The following is a 16,816-nucleotide window of genomic DNA, read 5'->3' as shown; positions in this document are numbered from 1 at the left end:
CTGTGAGGTCTTGCCGTGCAAATCGTAATGTTTCTGGTACCGGTAATGCTCATGCTGGTGGCGGTTGGCGTCGCGCTATTCACATGGTCGGTAAAGAACGGTCAGTACGATGATCTCGAGGGTCCGGCCCATCGGATACTCTACGATGATGACAAGGACATGATTCCGGACGACGCTCGCACCGACAAACCGGCCGCAGAGGAACAAACCTCGGAGCAAGTAGCCGAAGTCAGCGACGCCGCCAATCCGGATGAGGATAAGTCCCAAAAAGGATGAATCCGGAACTCTACCTCAGCTATCCGAGCGCATTTCTGATCGGACTGCTCGGCAGCACACACTGCCTTGGCATGTGCGGCGGTATCAGCGCTTCCCTTTCCATGGCACTGCCGGTGGGCCGGGGATTCCGGTTCCGGCAAACGGTAATGCTGCTGGCCTTTAACTTCGGTCGCATTGGCAGCTATGTGCTGATCGCCACGCTGGTTGCGCTACTCAGTACCTCGGCCGCCAGCCAATGGACCGAAGCAGGCCTTGTGCTTCGGACCCTGGCGGGGATTCTGCTGATCTTTATGGGTTTGTCCATGGGGCAATGGTGGCAGGGGATTCGCTACGTTGAACGGATCGGAGCTCCGATCTGGGCACGTCTTTCCCCATTAACCCGCCGCCTCCTGCCAGTGAATCACGGCGGGCAGGCACTTGCCCTCGGGGCGCTCTGGGGCTGGCTGCCCTGCGGATTGGTTTACAGCACGCTGGGGTGGGCGGCATTACAGCCGACGGTCGGCTCGGCGGCGCTCACCATGCTGTTTTTCGGGCTTGGTACCCTGCCCTCCATGCTGGCCACGGGTTTCGCGGCCAACTGGATTCGAGGCTTACAGAGCCACAAGCTGTTCCGAAAGGTGACGGGCGGCCTTCTTATTCTGTTCGGTCTCTGGACGTTGCCTTTCCTGCGTCTGGCCGGACACTAGCTGGCTAGATATTCAGAACATCAAGGCGACCGAAGTCCTGCTCTGCCTCGGGTTCCGCCGTCTGTGCAGCCTGGCGTTTGCCACCCAGGCGTTTGCCTTCCCTGAAATCGTAGAGATGGGTATCCGCCAGGTGCGAGGGTTCCACGTTACACATGGCGCGGAACATCGTCTCCAGCCGACCGGGGTGCTGCTTGTCCCAGGTCTGAAACATGTCCTTGATCACCTGGCGCTGAAGATTCTCCTGGGAGCCACACAGATTGCACGGGATGATGGGGAATTCCCGAAGACCCGCATAGCGGGCTATATCTTTTTCCCGGCTGTAGGCCAGCGGCCGGATAACCGTATTGCGGCCATCGTCACTGTGCAGAACCGGAGGCATGGACTTCAGCTTGCCGCCGTAGAACATGTTCAGGAACAGGGTTTCCAGCAGGTCGTCCCGGTGGTGGCCCAGGGCTATCTTGGTAACCCCGTGCTCCTCTGCGAAATTATAGAGAATTCCGCGTCGTAGCCGGCTACACAGACCGCAGGTAGTCTTCCCTTCCGGCACTTTTTCCTTAACAATACTGTAAGTGTCCTTCTCGATGATGTGATACTCGATACCCATGGAGGACAGATATTCGGGCAACACCTCTTCCGGAAATCCGGGTTGCTTCTGGTCAAGGTTGACGGCAATCAGCTCGAACGAAACCGGAGCGCTCTTCTGCAGGTTGAGCAGAATATCGAGCATGGCGTAGGAGTCTTTGCCGCCGCTGAGGCAGCACATGACCTTATCGCCGGCTTCAATCATCGAGAAATCGGCAATCGCCTGCCCGACATCGCGGCGCAGACGTTTCTGCAGCTTGTTCAACTCCAGTTTCTGGCGGCGCTCCCGCTCTGGGTTGAGGGATTGTTCGGAACTGGCGATCATTGCTTCGGACATACCAACTACGTTCATAAGGCAAGTGGACGTGGGATTATACGCGTCACATGGATTCAGGGACAGGATACCGACATGGATATGTTGCAATCGAGTGAAGAGGTCGCGGGTAAACGGGAACAGAACCGGATCCGGAACCGCCGGGCGATCCTGCATGCCGCCCGGGAGTGCTTTCGAGAACGGGGTTACGAGAATTCGACTATCCGCGATATCGTACGCCGCACGGGCCTGGCCGCCGGAACTTTCTACAATTATTTCTCCAGCAAGCAGGATATCTTCGCCGCCCTGCTAACCGACTTTTTTACCAACCTGAACAACAACCTCACCCACCGTCGTCGCAGGGCAGACACCACCGAGGATTTCATCCATTCCGCCTATATGGCCCTGTTTACCGCTACCGCCAGGGACCCACTGGTTTATGAGCTGGCTCACCGCAATGATCGCGCGCTTCGCGAGCTGTTTGGTTCGGATATCCTCGGTCTCACCATGCTATCTCTGGAAGAGGATGTTCGCGAAGCGATAGAGCGGGGGCTACTTCCCCGCATTGACCACGAATACCTGTGCGCCGCTTTTTTCGGCGTCGCCTATGAAACCAGTCTGACTCTTGCAAAACGGGCCCACAGGAACCCGGATTCAGCGGATGCTGAAGCTTTGACCGCAACGCAGTTTTCAACGGCTCTGTTCATGGGTGGCCTTCCCCGGCTGGCCGCACTTCCCTGATGGCCGGGAGTACCCTAACATGGGCTCTATGACAAACAGCCATTCCCCGACACATGCCTCTCGCCCCAAAGCAGCGAGTGAAGATGCCTGCCTCGATCAACAGATTCAGCACTTGCTGGTGGCCGTTGAGCACGAAATCAGGTCCGCACCGGCCGGAATGAATGAATTATCACTGATCAAAGCGCTCCAGAAACCGCCATGGGAACTGCTTGGAGATGTGGTTTTCAGCGAACCCGAAAAGCTCTACCCGGTTCATTTTCTCCTGTTCCATGTACTCTACCGTCTCCGGGACCAGTTGTCCGAGGCCAGCGAGAGCCTAAAGATTTCGCCTCTTAACATACGCATCGAAGCGGAGACTGTAGTCAGTGGCGAGGGGGTTCCCAACAGCGTCGACACACTGCGCCATTTCTATCTGGACCTCTCCCAGTATCGTCTGCCGGAGGAAGCGATTCGGCAGATGATGAATCATTTCTGGGCAGGAACTCCCGGCCAGGCACCGGCCCAGTCAGAAACGAGGGAAGCAGCCGAAGCACTGGGCTTCAAGACTATTCCCACCGACTTTCCAACCGTCAAGAAGCGTTTTCGCCGGGCAGTAATGCACGCCCATCCGGACCGCGGCGGCAGGACCGAAACCATTCAGCAACTCAATCAGGCCTTTGCCGTACTCAAAGCCCACTTCCGTCACAGCCTCTGACCGGTCTGTTCGGGCTGACCGAGGCACAGAAACACAGGAGACGATATGCCGCTCAAAGCATTCCTGAAACTTTCCCTTCTCGTCGCTATGACGGCAACAGCCATCTCAGCCCGCGCTGACCTGGTTGTCCTCCAGTATCATCATGTCAGCGATGCAACGCCGCCGGCCACCAGCACGTCCGTGTCCCTGTTCGAAGGCCAGCTGGAAATGATCTCTGATCTGAAGCTGAAGGTCGTGGATCTGCTGAAAGGCACCGAAACAACCCTGGCCGGAGCCGACGGGCGAGACAACCGCATTGCCATTACTTTTGATGACGCCTACGACTCCGTCTACCATGCGGCCGCGCCGCTGCTGGCTGATAAAGCCTACCCCTACACGATTTTTGTCAACACCGAAGCCGTTGGCCGCAATGGCTATATGACCTGGGACCAGATCAGAGAACTTGCCGAACGACCTGGCGTAACCATTGCCAACCACAGTGCAGACCATGGTCATCTGGCCCGGAAGCCAAGTGAAAGCGAAAGTGACTGGCAAGCCCGGGTTACCAACAGTCTTGATTCGGCCCAGGCGACCCTTAACCGGGAGCTTGACGCGCCAGCGCACATGTTCGCGTACCCTTACGGAGAGTTTGACGAGGCACTGGAACGCAAAGTTGCCGAGCGTGGCTGGTACGGCTTCGGCCAGCAATCCGGCGCCATTGGCCCAAAAACCGAGAAAACCCGATTGCCTCGCTTTCCGATGGCGAACGCCTATGGTCAGTTGGGTAGTCTTGAAAACAAACTTCGCAGCAAAGCCTTCCCTATTGATACCGGCAAGCTGCCAGATGGCGTGGTCTCGGAGAATCCGCCCACCCTGGTTTTCCCTCTGGTTGAACCCGTCGATGCTAACCGGTTGACGTGCTTTGCCTCTGGTCAGGGACGTATCGACTTTGACGTGATTGACGGCAATGTGGACGTGCAGGCACCAGAGGCTTTCAATAGCCGGCGATTCCGTTACAACTGCACCCACCCTGCCGGCGATGGCAGCTACTACTGGTTGTCCCAGCAGTGGCTGGATCTGAGCAAACCTGAGGACTGAGGCCTCATTCCTCTACCTGCATCAGGCCAATTTCACCGTGCCTGATGTGGGGGATTTTCTGCGGGCCAACACGGGTTTCTATAACGGTCTGGCCCTCCAGATCCTGCTCCCGGGTAAACAGGACCAACCAACGCTCCCCCTGGCCTGGAAAAGCGGGAACCCATGCTTCCAGGTAGCCGCGCCGGTGCCAGTTCTCCGGGGTGAAATCCATAACCAGGTCTGTTACCAGCCTTAACGGTGCCATCTTCTGATCCAGAAACACCAGGGAGGGCACGAACACCCCGTCTTTTGCATAGGAGTGCAGGCGGATGACCAGACTGGCATGCTTATCCGCGTCCGGGAGCGCAATCAGTTGATAGGGGCTGGTTCCCGTAAGAAAGGGATGGGTTTCTGAACCGTCCGAGAGAGTAACGCCGAACTCTCGTTCCGATTGCCACCCTTGCCGACTGAAAGCATCCAGTGTCTCGCAACAGGTGGCTGAAAACCGGGTAAAGAAGTCATCGGTCGGAGCCTCAATGCCCAGGATCGCAAAAGCGTCCGGGTCATAGCCCTCTACCGAGGTCTGGTCCGGTCCATCGGGATCCGCGTGGTAAATGCTGGCTTCGGTGATCTGAACAGGTGGCTCAACCAGCCCTTTCTCAAGATCAGAGCGGGTGTCCGGCCGGTAATAGCTGACCCGGACATTGCCTTCGGCGTCACGCCAGGTGAAATAGGGTTGCCGCTCCCCCGGTCGAACGTAGCCGTCTTCTTCAAGCTCTCCAGCATCCGGATAGTTTTCAAGTGTGTACTCGTTTTCTTCCTTCAGCCCCGACTCAGGGCTCGCCCCATCATCTGGCTGCGCTGGTTCCTCCGCGGACCCCGGATCGGGCAGCGCTTCAGCGTCCTTGTCAGCCTTACTATTCTCGGCTCCTGCGATGGGGGAATACCGCACTCTGCCCTGCTCGTCTACCCAGGTAAAATAGCCCTCTCGCTCGGATACCGTGGACCCGCCACCCTGGCAGCCTCCGAGAACCGCTACCAGAAAAAGACACAAGGCTGATTTCAGTAAAGAGCCGTTAATCACTGCGAATGACTACCCTCTGGTTAATGGCACCACTCAGAACTTGGTCCGGAAACTGAGGCCCGCCATCACAACCCGTAGCGAGGTTTTGACATCAAGGCCCGCATAAGGGTTGTAGATAATGTTGGTGATGTTATCGCAGTTCAGGTTACAACTGGTGTCTGCGGGAATCGACTCCACCGAATGGAGATAGCTGAGATTCATGTCAATCTCGGTGTCCTTGTCCCACTGGTACCCCATACCAATGCTGTAGAGGTTTGCCCCGCCGAACGGTGCCATAACCTGTCGCTGATCATCCGGGATGACGGAATCCCGAATTTCCACGCCAGCACGCAGATCCAGCCGGGAAGACGCATGGAACTCCATGCCAAACGCCCAGTTCCACTGGCTTTTGAAGCCCAGCGGGAGCCTCAGGGTGTTCGGCGTGGCATTGTCCGGTGACAGGATCCGCGCCGCATTGAGAAACTCCAGGTTGCGGTCAAACCGGAAAACAAAGGCATCCCATTGTTTGTAATCGGTCCAGCCAATGTCGGCGTTAAGGGTCAGTTTTGGGTGCACGTCGACACTGATACCGGTCTGGAAGTGCTGGGGGTACACCAGGTCCATACTGACGTTGCCGGATTCCTTGGGCGCACCTGACGGAAGACTCAGGATCGCCGAGGTAATCGCACCCAGCACGGATCCGTTAACGCTCTGCCAGAAGCCGGACCAGTCGTCGGTGTACTGGATTTCGAAGGTGCCCTTCATGTTCATTTCAGCTTCAGAGGTATAGCTCGCCCCCCAGCTGAACCAGTCGGTTGGCTCCCACATCACCCCTAGCGCATAGGTGGGGGACAGGGTTTCCTGTACATTGATGTTCAGGGCACCAATGTCATCCCAGGGACCGACATTACCGCCACAAAGCGCCAGCCAGGGCTGCAGGGGCTCGTCACCACTCTCGCAGTTGAAGGCGTCCTGTAGAACTTCAGCTACCCCCAGCAGCAGGTTGGGCGCCCGCATGTACTGGTCTGCCGCGATACCCATATGGGACAGGTGGATACCGGCACCCACGGACCAGTCGTCATTGATTTCGTAACCGACCGTGGGTGAGAGATAAGTCGTGCGCTGCAGCGCCGTGGCCTGGGGCTGGTAACGGCCAGGGTCGTCCTTGTCGCGATAAAAGCCGGCCGCCAGCGGCAGGTAGAACGCATTACCAAAGGTCAGTTTCGAGCCCGGCGGGTTGATACTGATCCCCGCCGAAGGGGCCAAGGCCGGCCCTGGCGGCGCGCGAAGAATACCGTATCCGGGCAAATACAGGGCCACGTTGTTGGTGTGGCTGTGAGTATTGGCAACAAGGTCCCGTTGCTTTCCGGTCAGCGGATCTGTTTCGAGGCCGTCGATACCGAAAATTTCATACCCTTCCGGCGCTGTGAAGTCCGCATCAATGTCGAGATAGACGCTCATCAGGTTTACTTCCAACTGGCGCCCGTCCAGTTTGGTCAGGCCCGCTGGATTGTAGTGAATTGCCATGATCCCCGGCGGATCGGCAGTCACGGCATTGCCGAGCCCGAGGGCCTTGGGGTGAATGGTCAGGTTCTGCGCCAGCTGGGCCTGGGCACCACACGATAGGGTCGTGGCAATCAGCGCCGCGAGAATCTGACGGTTGTGGATTTTCTGTCCCATGAAGTCCTTCCCTTCCCGTAGATCGTCAACGACACCAATCACTCTTTGAGACCGGAGAAGTTAATGGGCAGGGAGAGCCCAAGAGAAAAGTCCGGGGCGTCCTCGGTAAGACCAATCCCGAGACTGGTATTCACGATGGTGGTATCGCTGATGCGCGTTCCCAAGGACATGCTAAGGAAACCGGTCATCTGGTCCTGGGCAAAAGCCGGGTCGCCAACCGAGAAGTTCAGAATAGTTTCATCGCTATAGCTGAGCTGGGCGGAGATGCTTAATGAAATATCGTAGGACAGAGAGTAGGCGAAGCCGGCGGAACCGGACAACCCGAAACCGGGGTCCACTTTTGTCAGCAACCGCGCCCCACGAACCTGCTGCAAATTTTCCGCCGGCAGGTTATAGGTGGCACTGACCGAACCAAACAACACCACAGGGTCGAGGACTTTGGAAAAACTTGCGCCACCACCGATCGAATAGTAGCCACTTCCGGTGGACAGCTGCTCACCGATGTCGATCTCGTAGGGGCTGACGCCGGTCTTGGTGGACAGGGTTCCAAACAGCGTGGTCGACATCTTGCCGGGCACATAGGCAAACGGTTGCCAGCGCGCCGTGAACGAAATGTCGCCGAAATCGTAAATATTCAGCTCGTCCTGCGTGTCGTATTTAACCACCAGCGGAATACGGGTTCCCACCGTCAGGTTATCGAGCAGGCCATAATCGTAGGAAAAGGAATTCGTAAAACTGTGGGTTGCTGACGGCACCACGTCCAGGTTTCGCACCGATCCACCGGTGATTTCTAGGTCCAACCGCTGGTCTGCAGTGTAGGAATAGTCGAACGAGTAATTCAGGGAATGAGAGCCCTTTTTCTGCAACGAATAGTTCTTCTCGGCAGCCTGGAACACCTCCTCCAGTTGTTGCGAAGCATCTTCGTCACCCTCTTGTTTGGCCAGGGCTTCCCTCGCCTGGTCCACACTCCCTTCCTGCGCCAGGGCCATGCCCGGAAGCAGACCTGCCACGGAAACAAGGATAAAACCTCGCACAAACCAACGATTCATCCTGACTCCCTTATTTTATTTGTAGTGTTCCTGACCCGGGACTACCCGGTAAATTAGTTCCGCCGGTAGTGCAACTGCTTGCGGGTGTTATCCACACTGCCGTCGGGATTGTTTTTCTGGCTTTCAAGCAGATTCTGGATCCGCCGCTGGGTGGACTCGTGAAACGCCGGTATCCTTTCCAGCGCCAGAAGGGTCATTGTCTGGTCATCCACAAAGCGAAGGTCTTCCTCTTTCAGCTCGAGGTTGTCCAGGGGCTTGTCACTGCCCGGAAAGACGATGAAAAGCACGTTGTCGTCCCACTTTTCCTCGAACTGGGCCAGAGTAAAGGAGATATTGCCGACTGAAGGATCGGCCAGGTAGGCGCGCCCGTCGCGAATCGTCCGTAACACCACGAAATGCGTGAAGCCCGCGTGATGGATTGGCACGATTGCCGGGTGATCGAGGTCCTTGAGGTCATCAATGGTGGCCCGAAAGCCACCTGAAGGGTAACCGAGTGCCGTAACCAGCCGCTTCATATCGAGCATGGAAAACGCGCGGCGCTCAACAATGCGTTCACTTTCGCCGTAATGGAGCAGTCCTTCCATGACCTGTCGTTCTGAAAGGGTCCGCCCAAGGTAGAAGTTCAGTACGGTAGTCAGCGCGGCGCTTCCACAACTGTAGTCATAGGCCTGACGCACGATATTCCGGAATTTCTGTTCAACAAGGGGCTCAACCCTGACGTCGGACCGCAGCTCAATGGGGCTCGAATCCACATCCTGCTCGATAACGATCTGACCCTTCTCAAAAGGCTCCACCACGGTCGCTTCCTGCACCATGGTGAATGTAAGAATGGATCCAGCGAGCACCAGCAGCATGACAGACGAAGTCCCTGTTTTTATTGGCCACGTTATCAATCGGGTTACATGTTGTTACGGTAAGATACCGAAAAGCCTGTGCCCTTAAAGATAACTGTGCCTCAAATCTGTCGCTGCAGGAGGGGCCTTAAGGAGGGGATTTGAGAACTGCTTCAAGACATCGGCAGGAATAAGGAGGCAGGCCCGCTTGCCGGGCCTGGAGGTCAGAGGGTAAAGACCACCCCGAGTAACAGGTAGCTCAAGACAGTGACTACAACGATACCGAGCAGGTTCAGAGCAAATCCGGCTCTGATCATGTCGCCGATCTGCATGTGACCACTTGAGAACACGATGGCATTGGGTGGCGTGGCCACCGGCATCATGAAGGCACAACTGGCTGCGATGGCCGCAGGCACAGTGAGCAGTAACGGTGACACGCCCTGGCTCAGGGCCAGCGCCCCCAGCAACGGCAGGAACGCCGCCGCAGTTGCGGTATTGCTGGTAACTTCGGTCAGAAAGATGATGATGCCCGCCACCAGCCCAATCATGACAAGCGTTGGCAGAGTGCCGGCCACACCCAGGCTTTGAGCAATCCATTCTGCCAGTCCCGAGCTACTGATCACGCCGGCCATGGCGAGACCTCCTCCGAACAGTAGTAGCACACCCCAGGGAATGCCTTTCGCAGTCTCCCAGTCGAGCACAAATTCGCCGGTACGGGTATTGACGGGCATGAGGAACATGGCGATAGCCGCTGCGATGGCAATGCCGGTGTCGCTCAACCAGGGCATGAGGTTCTCGGATAACAGAGGCCTGAAGATCCAGGCAGCGGCAGTGATCAGAAACACCAGGGCCACCAGCTTTTCGCCCTTGCGCAGCGGCCCCAACGCGTCAAGCTCCTCCCGTATGGCCTTGCCGCCGTCGCCGGAGCTGCCCAGCCCGAAGTCCCTCCGGGTCAGCCACCACCAGGCCAGCGCCAACATGACGACCGTCACCGGAACTCCCAGCAGCATCCATTGAGCAAAGCCAACAGAAATACCCTGATTTTCGCTCAGATAGGCCGCCAGCAAGGCATTTGGCGGTGTACCGATCAGGGTGGCAATACCACCGATACTGGCGGAATAGGCGATAGCAAGCAGGAGTGCGGTCGCATAACGCCGCACACCCTCGGGATTATCATTGCTATCCATCATAGCCACCACAGATAGACCAATCGGCAGCATCATGATGGCCGTTGCCGTATTGCTGACCCACATGCTCAAAAAAGCGGTAGCCAACATGAATCCGGCGATCTGCCGCCGGGGTTTGCTGCCCACAGCCTTCAGCGTCATCAGGGCAATTCGACGGTGTAAGTTCCATCGCTGCATCGCAAGCCCGAGGGTGAAGCCACCGAGGAACAGGAAAATGATTGGATTGGCATAGGGTTTAGTGGCCTCACCAACCGTGCCAAGTCCGAGCGCCGGAACCAGCACAATTGGCAACAGGGCAGTGGCGGGGATCGGAATGGCTTCGGTGGACCACCAGGTCGCCATGAGCAGCATCAACCCCAGGGCAGACCAGGCTTGCGCCGTCATGGTCTCCGGGGGCGGCAGGATAATGGTTGCCAACAGAAACGTTGCCCCAAGGATCAGTCCGATCACCTGGCTGCGGGGCAGTCCCTCGGTTTGTTTGTCAGCGTTGAGTTCTTCAGACATACAGTTCTATTCCGTTATTCAAACTTCAACATCAGCATCGAGCAAAGCGTCAAAGCGCCTCAAGCTGGCGATCATGAAAACGCCCGAGCAGGATAAGGGCCAGGATGGCCCCGGACAACGCCCAGGCCATATCCGACTGAGTGTCCCAGACGTAACCCTGGGTGCCCAGAAATGCCTCGGCGGCTTCGTCGCTGAGCAAGGCCACCCACCATTCGATCAACTCGTAAAAGGCGCTCACCGCAAGGCAGAAGCAGACAATAAAAAACGCAGCCCAGCGGCGACTGGAGAACACCTCGAAACGAATGACCACTTCCCTGGCGACCATTGCGGGGATAAAACCCTGCGCCAGATGGCCAAGCTTGTCGTAGTTGTTACGCTCCCAGTCAAACCATTCCCGAAACCAGTCGAACAAAGGTACTTCCGCGTAGGTATAGTGCCCGCCAACCATCAAAATGATGGCATGCACCAGAACCAAAACGTAAACCAGCGGCGTGAGTGGATAACGGAAGAAACACCAGACAACCGCAGCGCAACCAATGGCGGCAGGCAGCACCTCCAGAACCCACGTGGCCCGATCCCTGGGCCCGATGGCAGACCAGACAAATACAGCAAGAAAGACCACCACCCAGATTGCGGGTGCAAATCGCTGACTCATAAGTTTCCTTTTGTCCGTGATTATCCAGACGCCCCGGCGCGCAGGAAGTGTCCGTATCCAGATTCCCTGCCCAACGCAGGTTGCACCTCACCATTCTTTACCGCGGGCCGGCCATTGATCAGCACCTCTCTGACACAACCAGGGACACGGTTAACCATTCTTTCCAGCCCGAAGTTTTCCATCTCGCCCCATTCAACCTGCTCCAGATCCTGATCAAGGCCACGAGGATCAAGTACCGTTATATCGGCCCGGTCCCCTATCCTGATATGACCTGCATCAACGCCAAGCCAATCTGCCTGTTCGCCGGTCAATCGGTGCACGGCACGTTCGAGGGACATGATCGGCTCGCCCTCCTCGTGGCTTTCATTAACCAGCTTCAGAAACCGAAGCGGCAAGTTGTAGAAGGCCATATTCCGGATGTGGGCGCCGGCATCGGAGAAGGTGATCAGCGCGCCCGGATTGGTCACCATTTTTCGGAGCCTATCCTTTCTGTGATTCCCGACCGTGGTAAACCAGCGCAGCGAACGTCCATGGGCCACCACCATGTCGAGGAAGAAATCGACAACATGGATGCCGCGGTCTGCCGCCAGTTCAGCGAAGTTTCGCCCGACGACACTCTTGTCCGGGCAATCGAGAATGACAGCATCACCGAAATCCCGCTGCCAAACGCGCGGAGAGAGCTTCTCCTTATAGAATTTCCGGAATTTCCGGCGGTACTGTTCGTCCTTGAGGAGATCGTTGCGCTCAAGCTGATCCCGAATATCCAGGGCCATTTCACCGGCACCGAATTCTTCGAACAGCACGATATCCATGCCATCGGCATAGACCGTGAACGGTGTCGGCAGCAGCTGCCAGCGAAAATTACCACCAAAGCTGTTGGCCAGCCATCCGACAAGACTCGCCATCGGTTTGACCGTGGGGTTGCCCTTGAGGTCGATCATCGCAATCAGGGTTGTTTTCAGGGGCTTTCTCAACCAGCCCAGGGTCTCTTTCAGATATTGTGTTACCTGAAGAGGATTGGCCGCATTGGGTGCGCCCTGGTGCACCCGTCCGTAACGACGCAAAAGCGCATTAAGACGGCTGATCTCACGCCAGCGGGCGTAGGTGCTCGGGAGGCTCTTGGACCATTCCCGATCACCATCCACCTTGTCCCATTTAAGGCACATGGTGGAAAGGCCGAGAAAACCTTCCTGCAGAGCCTCCTCAAGCAGGGCTTCCATTTGCCGCTGCTCTTCTGCAGTCGGAGTCACGCTACGGTCGGTGGCGCGCTGAAGCCCCATGACCGCCGTTCTCAGATCACTGTGGCCGAGAAAGCTGATGACATTGGGCCCCAGTGGATGCTGGTCCATGAACGCCGCCCACTCTTTTGGTGTCTGCCAGGACTTGTGTTGTTTCAGAATGGGAAGCACTTTTTCCCGGGGAACGGTTTCAACCCGGGTAAAGATGTCTGAGGCGTCCTCCGGATCAGAGCACACCATGCTTAGGGAACAGCTTCCGATCAGCACAGTGGTGACACCGTGACGCACAGATTCAGACAGGGACGGCGTTACCAGCAGCTCGGCATCGTAATGGGTATGGGTATCGAGAAACCCCGGTGTCACCCAGCAACCGCTGGCATCAATTGTGCGCGTCGCGAGACCGGTGTCCGGCTGTTCATCAAATACCCCGGCAACCCGTCCATCTTTGACCCCAACATGGGCTATGCGGGAGGGTCCTCCGGTACCGTCAAAATAGTGACCACCGATAATGAGAGTATCAAACTGATTCACCGTGCCAAGCTCCTTTTTGTTGTTTTATGCCGTCAGTCTAGCCAGCGAAACGTGATATGTCCTCTCATTTTAACGCTCGGACCTGGCAATGCAGGCCATTACCGAAGCCTGATCCGGCTGCCGTCTTCCAGCTGACGATCCGGGTGCCGGACGACGCGGTCTGCCTCGGTCAATCCATCCTGGACTACTGTATGAAACCCGTTTGTACGGCCGACCGACACGTCTGTAAGAACCGCCCTGTCATCGACAACGCGGAATACCTGATGCTGGCCGCCCCTGACAAAAACGGCAGATTCCGGCACCTGCAGAACATTGTCTGACCGCCAGAGCAGAAACTCGGCGTCCACCCGGTACCCGTCTCCGAGGCTCTGCCAGGCATCCGCGGGGCTGGTAATGTCCGCAACCACCTGTACCCGTCTTTCCTCCACGCCAAGGGCCGACACGTCCTCGAAGCCCACCGGCTCAACCCGCCGGACAACGGCATCCAGGGTGCCGCCGCCCCAGCCAGTGAGGCGCGCCTCGATACCGGGCCGGAGGTTCACGGCATCAAAGCTCAACACATCGACAACCACCTCGAGTGCCCCGGGATCACCCAGTTCCAGAATGGCCTCACCGGCCTGAATCACGCCCTCACTTTTCCGGACTATACCGAGGACTGAGCCATTCACCGGAGACCTGACCGGCACACGTTCAACCACGCCATCGCCATTAGCCCGCGCCGCAGACACTTCAAGGCGGGTTCTGGCTGCTGCCAGTTCATGGGCCATCACTTCCTCATCAAAGCGGGCGGAACGCAGAATAGCCTGTGTTCTGTCTGCAGCGGCCCTCGCCTGTTGTAAACGCTCGTCGGAAACAAAATGATCATCACTGAGAGCCTGCAAACGGGCGAGTTCCCGAACCGCAAGGTCTGCTTCGGCCTCAGCGGCTGCGACTTTTTGACGGGTAGAATTGAGCGCTGAGCGGGCCGATTGTACCTTGGCCTCGGCTTCGGCGCGGCTTCGGGCATCGAGGGTACTGGCCGGCATGGGGTCCACCTCTGTCAGCAGCTCTCCCGGAATGACCGGATCCCCCACCTCCAGCAATACCCTGTGTAAGTATCCGGCAACCGGGGAAGACACCACATAACGGTCCCGCACCCTGGTTTTTCCCTCTTCCTTGATAGTGATTTCCATTGGTCCACGGGTTACCGGCGCCAGGTCCACCCAGACCGGATCGGGCCGGATCGTGACCACGACTGCAGCACCGGCGAGCAACACAAACACGCTCCAAAACAACCACTTTCCGGCAAACCCTTTTTTCGCCATAACCTCAGTTCACTCCCCGATTGCTTCCGCACCTATTCCCGTGTTTTCAACACCGCTACCAGATCCAGCGCTTTCAGGCGCCACCAGGCAATCACCCCGGAAGCGATCGCCGATATCACTACCACCGATGCGGACATTCCAAGGGTCTGACTGGTTATGGTCAGGGGCACCCTGTACAGCTCCGTTTGCATGGCGGTAACAATCATGAGTGCCAGCCCCTGGCCAATCAGCCAACCGAGCGGAATGCCAAATACCAGCAGGAGTGCAACCTCTCCCAACAATATATGCGCAACTTCATTATGGGTGTACCCCAGCACCCTCAGGCTCGCCAACTCCCGACCTTTTTCAGCCAGGGAAATCCGAATGGTGTTGTAGACCACGCCGAAGGCGATGATCCCGCCCATCAGGCTATTGAAAAAGGTGAACGTCAGAAAGGTCCGCGCCAGAGTGTCATAGAAACTGTCCAGCATGGCCTGACGGATACTCAAGCCAAGCACCCCCGGTGTTTCGCGAAGACTGTTGTAGACGTCAGAAGCCATGTCAGGGTCCAGGTTTATCATGGCCTGATTGATCAGGGGCCCGTCACCCAGTGCCCGGTTCAGGGCATCGAGGCCCATATAGGCACCTACCCCGAGAAACTCGCTGGTGATACCGGCGACCGGAACCATAACCGTTCGCCGGTCACCTTCGAGCAGCTCCAGCTGCAAAACATCTCCTGGCCCGACACCCAATTCATCGGCCAGATAATCGGTCAACAGCAGCCCCTCCCTGGGCAACGGAACCGGTTGCAGATTGCTGTCGATAACAAATTGCAGCCGCGCATCCGACGGTATTCCGGTGACCGCACTTCGCCACTCACGATGCCCGGAAACCAGACGGGCGGGTACCGAGCGGCGACCCTCGACGTATCGGACCCCGGGCTGCCTCTGCAAGCCAAACAGCGCCGCGCTATTTACCGGATCAATAAAGGTCGCGGCCAGATCCTGTTGCTGCACACGCGCAAACTGCGTGTGCACCATCAGGGATACTGAATCGAACTGGAAGTTACCCACCATTACGATGGCCGTAGCCATGGCAACCCCACTCATGGATAGCAGTGTCCGGACCGGTCGACGGGAGAGCTGGCGCACGATCATTCGGGAGGGTTGGGAGAAACGGATTCCCGAGAGCAGCTTTTCTACGACGGTCACCCGGTATCTGGCGGGACCTTCAGGCCTCATAGCTTCGGCTGGCGGCAGGGAGGCCGCCTGCCTGATGGCTCTCCAGGCACCAAGCCAGGCGACCGCTATGGTCATCATCCCCAATAGCATTACCCAGAGGGGATCGATACGGAACAACAACCCGGGAAATCTGTAGTAATCCATGTAGAGTTCCCCCAGCGACCGCCCAAGCCAAAGCCCCAGGACAATCCCCACCAGCAAACCGATAACCGCAATCACAATGACCAGTTTGCTGTAATGCCAGGCGATTTGGCGGTTGCTGTAGCCAAAGGCCTTGAGTACAGCGACGATATCCCGTTGAGTGCTGATCAGACGGCCGATCACCACATTCAGCAGAAACATGGCTACACTCATGAAAATGAGGGGGAAAACCGTCGCCATGGTTTTCAACTGGTTCAGCTCGTCACTCAGAAAGCGATGAGAAAACTGATCATCCCGGCCAAAAGCTCCCGTCGCCCCATAACGGGCCAGCAGCCGATCCAGGGTATCGACCACGGAGGCTACGGAATGACCCGGTCTCAGCGTTACTACCAGGCTGTTGAATGCGCCCCTCATGTCCATGGCGGATTCCAGAGCCTCCCTGTTCATCCACAGCACACCATAACGCCGATAGTCAGGTAGCATGCCGCCAGGGGGGATAACGTATATGAACTCCGGTGACTCAACAATGCCGGTTACGGTCAGCTCCTGTCGACGGCCGTTGATAATTGCCTGGAACTGATCACCCGGTGCCAACTCATGTGCTTCGGCAAAGCTTCCGATGACCGCGACTTCCTGACTGCGACCGGTTCCCGGAAGTCGTCCCTGACGGATAAACAAGCGATTGACCTCGGGCTGACCCTCCGGAGGAATAGACACCAATCGGGCCGACACGGGATCCGGGAACCCCGGCATCTCAAGTTTTGCAGCTCCCTCGACTCTCCCCTCGTACCTTGCGATGGCAGGAAGGGAACCTATTTCCTTGAGAGTATGACGTGGGGTCCGTTTAACCGGAGCAAACACTTCGGCAAACTGGTGTTGGTCGTAATACTGTGCTCTGGTTGCCAACAGCGATGAATAGTTCACAAGGGACATCACACACACGCCCACGCCTCCGGCAATAACCAGTGCGATGGCCAGTACCTGACCGCGCATCTGCCAGAGTTCCCGCCGCAACTTTACGTTCAGAACCGTGTTCAATCCCTTCGGGAACATTGCTGTTACT

15 protein-coding genes are annotated in these 16,816 nt (G+C 57.2%); 5 read left to right on the top strand and 10 right to left on the bottom strand.

Going from position 1 to position 16,816, the window contains the following annotated elements:
• Positions 1-15 precede the first annotated feature (15 nt).
• Both ccoS and CFT65_RS10235 read left to right on the top strand, forming a co-directional pair.
• Entirely contained in the window at positions 16-276 is a 261-nt protein-coding gene (gene ccoS / locus CFT65_RS10240; RefSeq protein ID WP_088827923.1) for a cbb3-type cytochrome oxidase assembly protein CcoS, read from the top strand.
• The gene (locus CFT65_RS10235; RefSeq protein WP_088827921.1) at positions 273-962 is read left to right on the top strand and encodes a sulfite exporter TauE/SafE family protein; all 690 of its coding nucleotides are present in this window, start codon (positions 273-275) and stop codon (positions 960-962) included. Before ccoS ends, CFT65_RS10235 begins: the two co-directional genes overlap by 4 nt.
• A 4-nt stretch (positions 963-966) precedes the next feature.
• Here CFT65_RS10235 and ttcA read toward each other — a convergent pair whose 3' ends face one another.
• Complete coding sequence (ttcA, locus tag CFT65_RS10230; protein ID WP_088827919.1) at positions 967-1,881, bottom strand: tRNA 2-thiocytidine(32) synthetase TtcA; 915 nt, start codon at positions 1,879-1,881, stop codon at positions 967-969.
• A 72-nt stretch (positions 1,882-1,953) separates the two neighbouring features.
• Between ttcA and CFT65_RS10225 the strand changes: the two genes are divergently transcribed.
• The 3 genes from CFT65_RS10225 to CFT65_RS10215 are packed head-to-tail and all read left to right on the top strand — an operon-like array spanning position 1,954 to position 4,369.
• Positions 1,954-2,598 carry a TetR/AcrR family transcriptional regulator gene (locus CFT65_RS10225; RefSeq protein WP_088827917.1) on the top strand — a complete coding sequence of 215 codons (645 nt, stop codon included), beginning with the start codon at positions 1,954-1,956 and terminating at the stop codon, positions 2,596-2,598.
• Between the two features lie 28 nt (positions 2,599-2,626).
• Positions 2,627-3,292: a DNA-J related domain-containing protein gene (locus CFT65_RS10220; RefSeq protein WP_088828213.1), complete on the top strand. Its 666-nt coding sequence runs from the start codon at positions 2,627-2,629 to the stop codon at positions 3,290-3,292.
• 45 nt (positions 3,293-3,337) lie between these two features.
• Positions 3,338-4,369, top strand: a complete 1,032-nt coding sequence (locus tag CFT65_RS10215) for a polysaccharide deacetylase family protein (protein ID WP_088827915.1) — start codon at positions 3,338-3,340, stop codon at positions 4,367-4,369.
• A gap of 4 nt (positions 4,370-4,373) precedes the next feature.
• Here the strand turns inward: CFT65_RS10215 and CFT65_RS10210 are convergent, their stop codons facing one another.
• From CFT65_RS10210 to CFT65_RS10170, 9 genes are all read right to left on the bottom strand, one after another.
• Positions 4,374-5,402 (bottom strand): MalM family protein, encoded by a 1,029-nt coding sequence (locus CFT65_RS10210; protein ID WP_088828212.1) that lies wholly within the window; start codon positions 5,400-5,402, stop codon positions 4,374-4,376.
• A gap of 63 nt (positions 5,403-5,465) precedes the next feature.
• Positions 5,466-7,091 carry an OmpP1/FadL family transporter gene (locus CFT65_RS10205; RefSeq protein ID WP_088827913.1) on the bottom strand — a complete coding sequence of 542 codons (1,626 nt, stop codon included), beginning with the start codon at positions 7,089-7,091 and terminating at the stop codon, positions 5,466-5,468.
• A 38-nt stretch (positions 7,092-7,129) separates the two neighbouring features.
• Positions 7,130-8,140, bottom strand: a complete 1,011-nt coding sequence (locus tag CFT65_RS10200; RefSeq protein ID WP_088827911.1) for a flagellar protein FilC — start codon at positions 8,138-8,140, stop codon at positions 7,130-7,132.
• Between the two features lie 53 nt (positions 8,141-8,193).
• Entirely contained in the window at positions 8,194-8,994 is an 801-nt protein-coding gene (locus tag CFT65_RS10195) for a C39 family peptidase (RefSeq protein ID WP_088827910.1), read from the bottom strand.
• Positions 8,995-9,197: 203 nt separating this feature from the next.
• A complete protein-coding gene (locus tag CFT65_RS10190) occupies positions 9,198-10,664 on the bottom strand; it encodes an SLC13 family permease (protein WP_088827908.1) in 1,467 nt (488 codons plus the stop codon).
• Between the two features lie 49 nt (positions 10,665-10,713).
• The gene (locus tag CFT65_RS10185; RefSeq protein WP_088827906.1) at positions 10,714-11,319 is read right to left on the bottom strand and encodes a DUF2238 domain-containing protein; all 606 of its coding nucleotides are present in this window, start codon (positions 11,317-11,319) and stop codon (positions 10,714-10,716) included.
• A 20-nt stretch (positions 11,320-11,339) separates the two neighbouring features.
• Positions 11,340-13,088 (bottom strand): N-acyl-D-amino-acid deacylase family protein, encoded by a 1,749-nt coding sequence (locus CFT65_RS10180; protein WP_088827904.1) that lies wholly within the window; start codon positions 13,086-13,088, stop codon positions 11,340-11,342.
• Positions 13,089-13,186: 98 nt separating this feature from the next.
• A complete protein-coding gene (locus CFT65_RS10175; RefSeq protein WP_088827903.1) occupies positions 13,187-14,392 on the bottom strand; it encodes an efflux RND transporter periplasmic adaptor subunit in 1,206 nt (401 codons plus the stop codon).
• Between the two features lie 32 nt (positions 14,393-14,424).
• The gene (locus CFT65_RS10170) at positions 14,425-16,806 is read right to left on the bottom strand and encodes an ABC transporter permease (RefSeq protein WP_088827901.1); all 2,382 of its coding nucleotides are present in this window, start codon (positions 16,804-16,806) and stop codon (positions 14,425-14,427) included.
• Positions 16,807-16,816: the final 10 nt, after the last annotated feature.

This window comes from Marinobacter sp. es.048, from assembly GCF_900188435.1.
GTDB lineage: Bacteria > Pseudomonadota > Gammaproteobacteria > Pseudomonadales > Oleiphilaceae > Marinobacter.
The sequence above is the reverse complement of the archived record's forward strand: the minus strand, read 5'-3'. Positions and strand labels throughout refer to the sequence as shown.

Excerpts from the sequence above, each read along its gene's own strand:
- CFT65_RS10195 (WP_088827910.1), bottom strand. The coding sequence starts at position 8,994 with ATGCTGCTGGTGCTCGCTGGATCCATTCTTACATTCACCATGGTGCAG.
- CFT65_RS10185 (WP_088827906.1), bottom strand. The coding sequence starts at position 11,319 with ATGAGTCAGCGATTTGCACCCGCAATCTGGGTGGTGGTCTTTCTTGCT.
- CFT65_RS10205 (WP_088827913.1), bottom strand. The coding sequence starts at position 7,091 with ATGGGACAGAAAATCCACAACCGTCAGATTCTCGCGGCGCTGATTGCC.
- CFT65_RS10235 (WP_088827921.1), top strand. The coding sequence starts at position 273 with ATGAATCCGGAACTCTACCTCAGCTATCCGAGCGCATTTCTGATCGGA.
- CFT65_RS10190 (WP_088827908.1), bottom strand. The coding sequence starts at position 10,664 with ATGTCTGAAGAACTCAACGCTGACAAACAAACCGAGGGACTGCCCCGC.
- CFT65_RS10170 (WP_088827901.1), bottom strand. The coding sequence starts at position 16,806 with ATGTTCCCGAAGGGATTGAACACGGTTCTGAACGTAAAGTTGCGGCGG.
- CFT65_RS10175 (WP_088827903.1), bottom strand. The coding sequence starts at position 14,392 with ATGGCGAAAAAAGGGTTTGCCGGAAAGTGGTTGTTTTGGAGCGTGTTT.
- CFT65_RS10215 (WP_088827915.1), top strand. The coding sequence starts at position 3,338 with ATGCCGCTCAAAGCATTCCTGAAACTTTCCCTTCTCGTCGCTATGACG.
- ttcA (WP_088827919.1), bottom strand. The coding sequence starts at position 1,881 with ATGTCCGAAGCAATGATCGCCAGTTCCGAACAATCCCTCAACCCAGAG.
- CFT65_RS10200 (WP_088827911.1), bottom strand. The coding sequence starts at position 8,140 with ATGAATCGTTGGTTTGTGCGAGGTTTTATCCTTGTTTCCGTGGCAGGT.
- CFT65_RS10225 (WP_088827917.1), top strand. The coding sequence starts at position 1,954 with ATGGATATGTTGCAATCGAGTGAAGAGGTCGCGGGTAAACGGGAACAG.
- CFT65_RS10220 (WP_088828213.1), top strand. The coding sequence starts at position 2,627 with ATGACAAACAGCCATTCCCCGACACATGCCTCTCGCCCCAAAGCAGCG.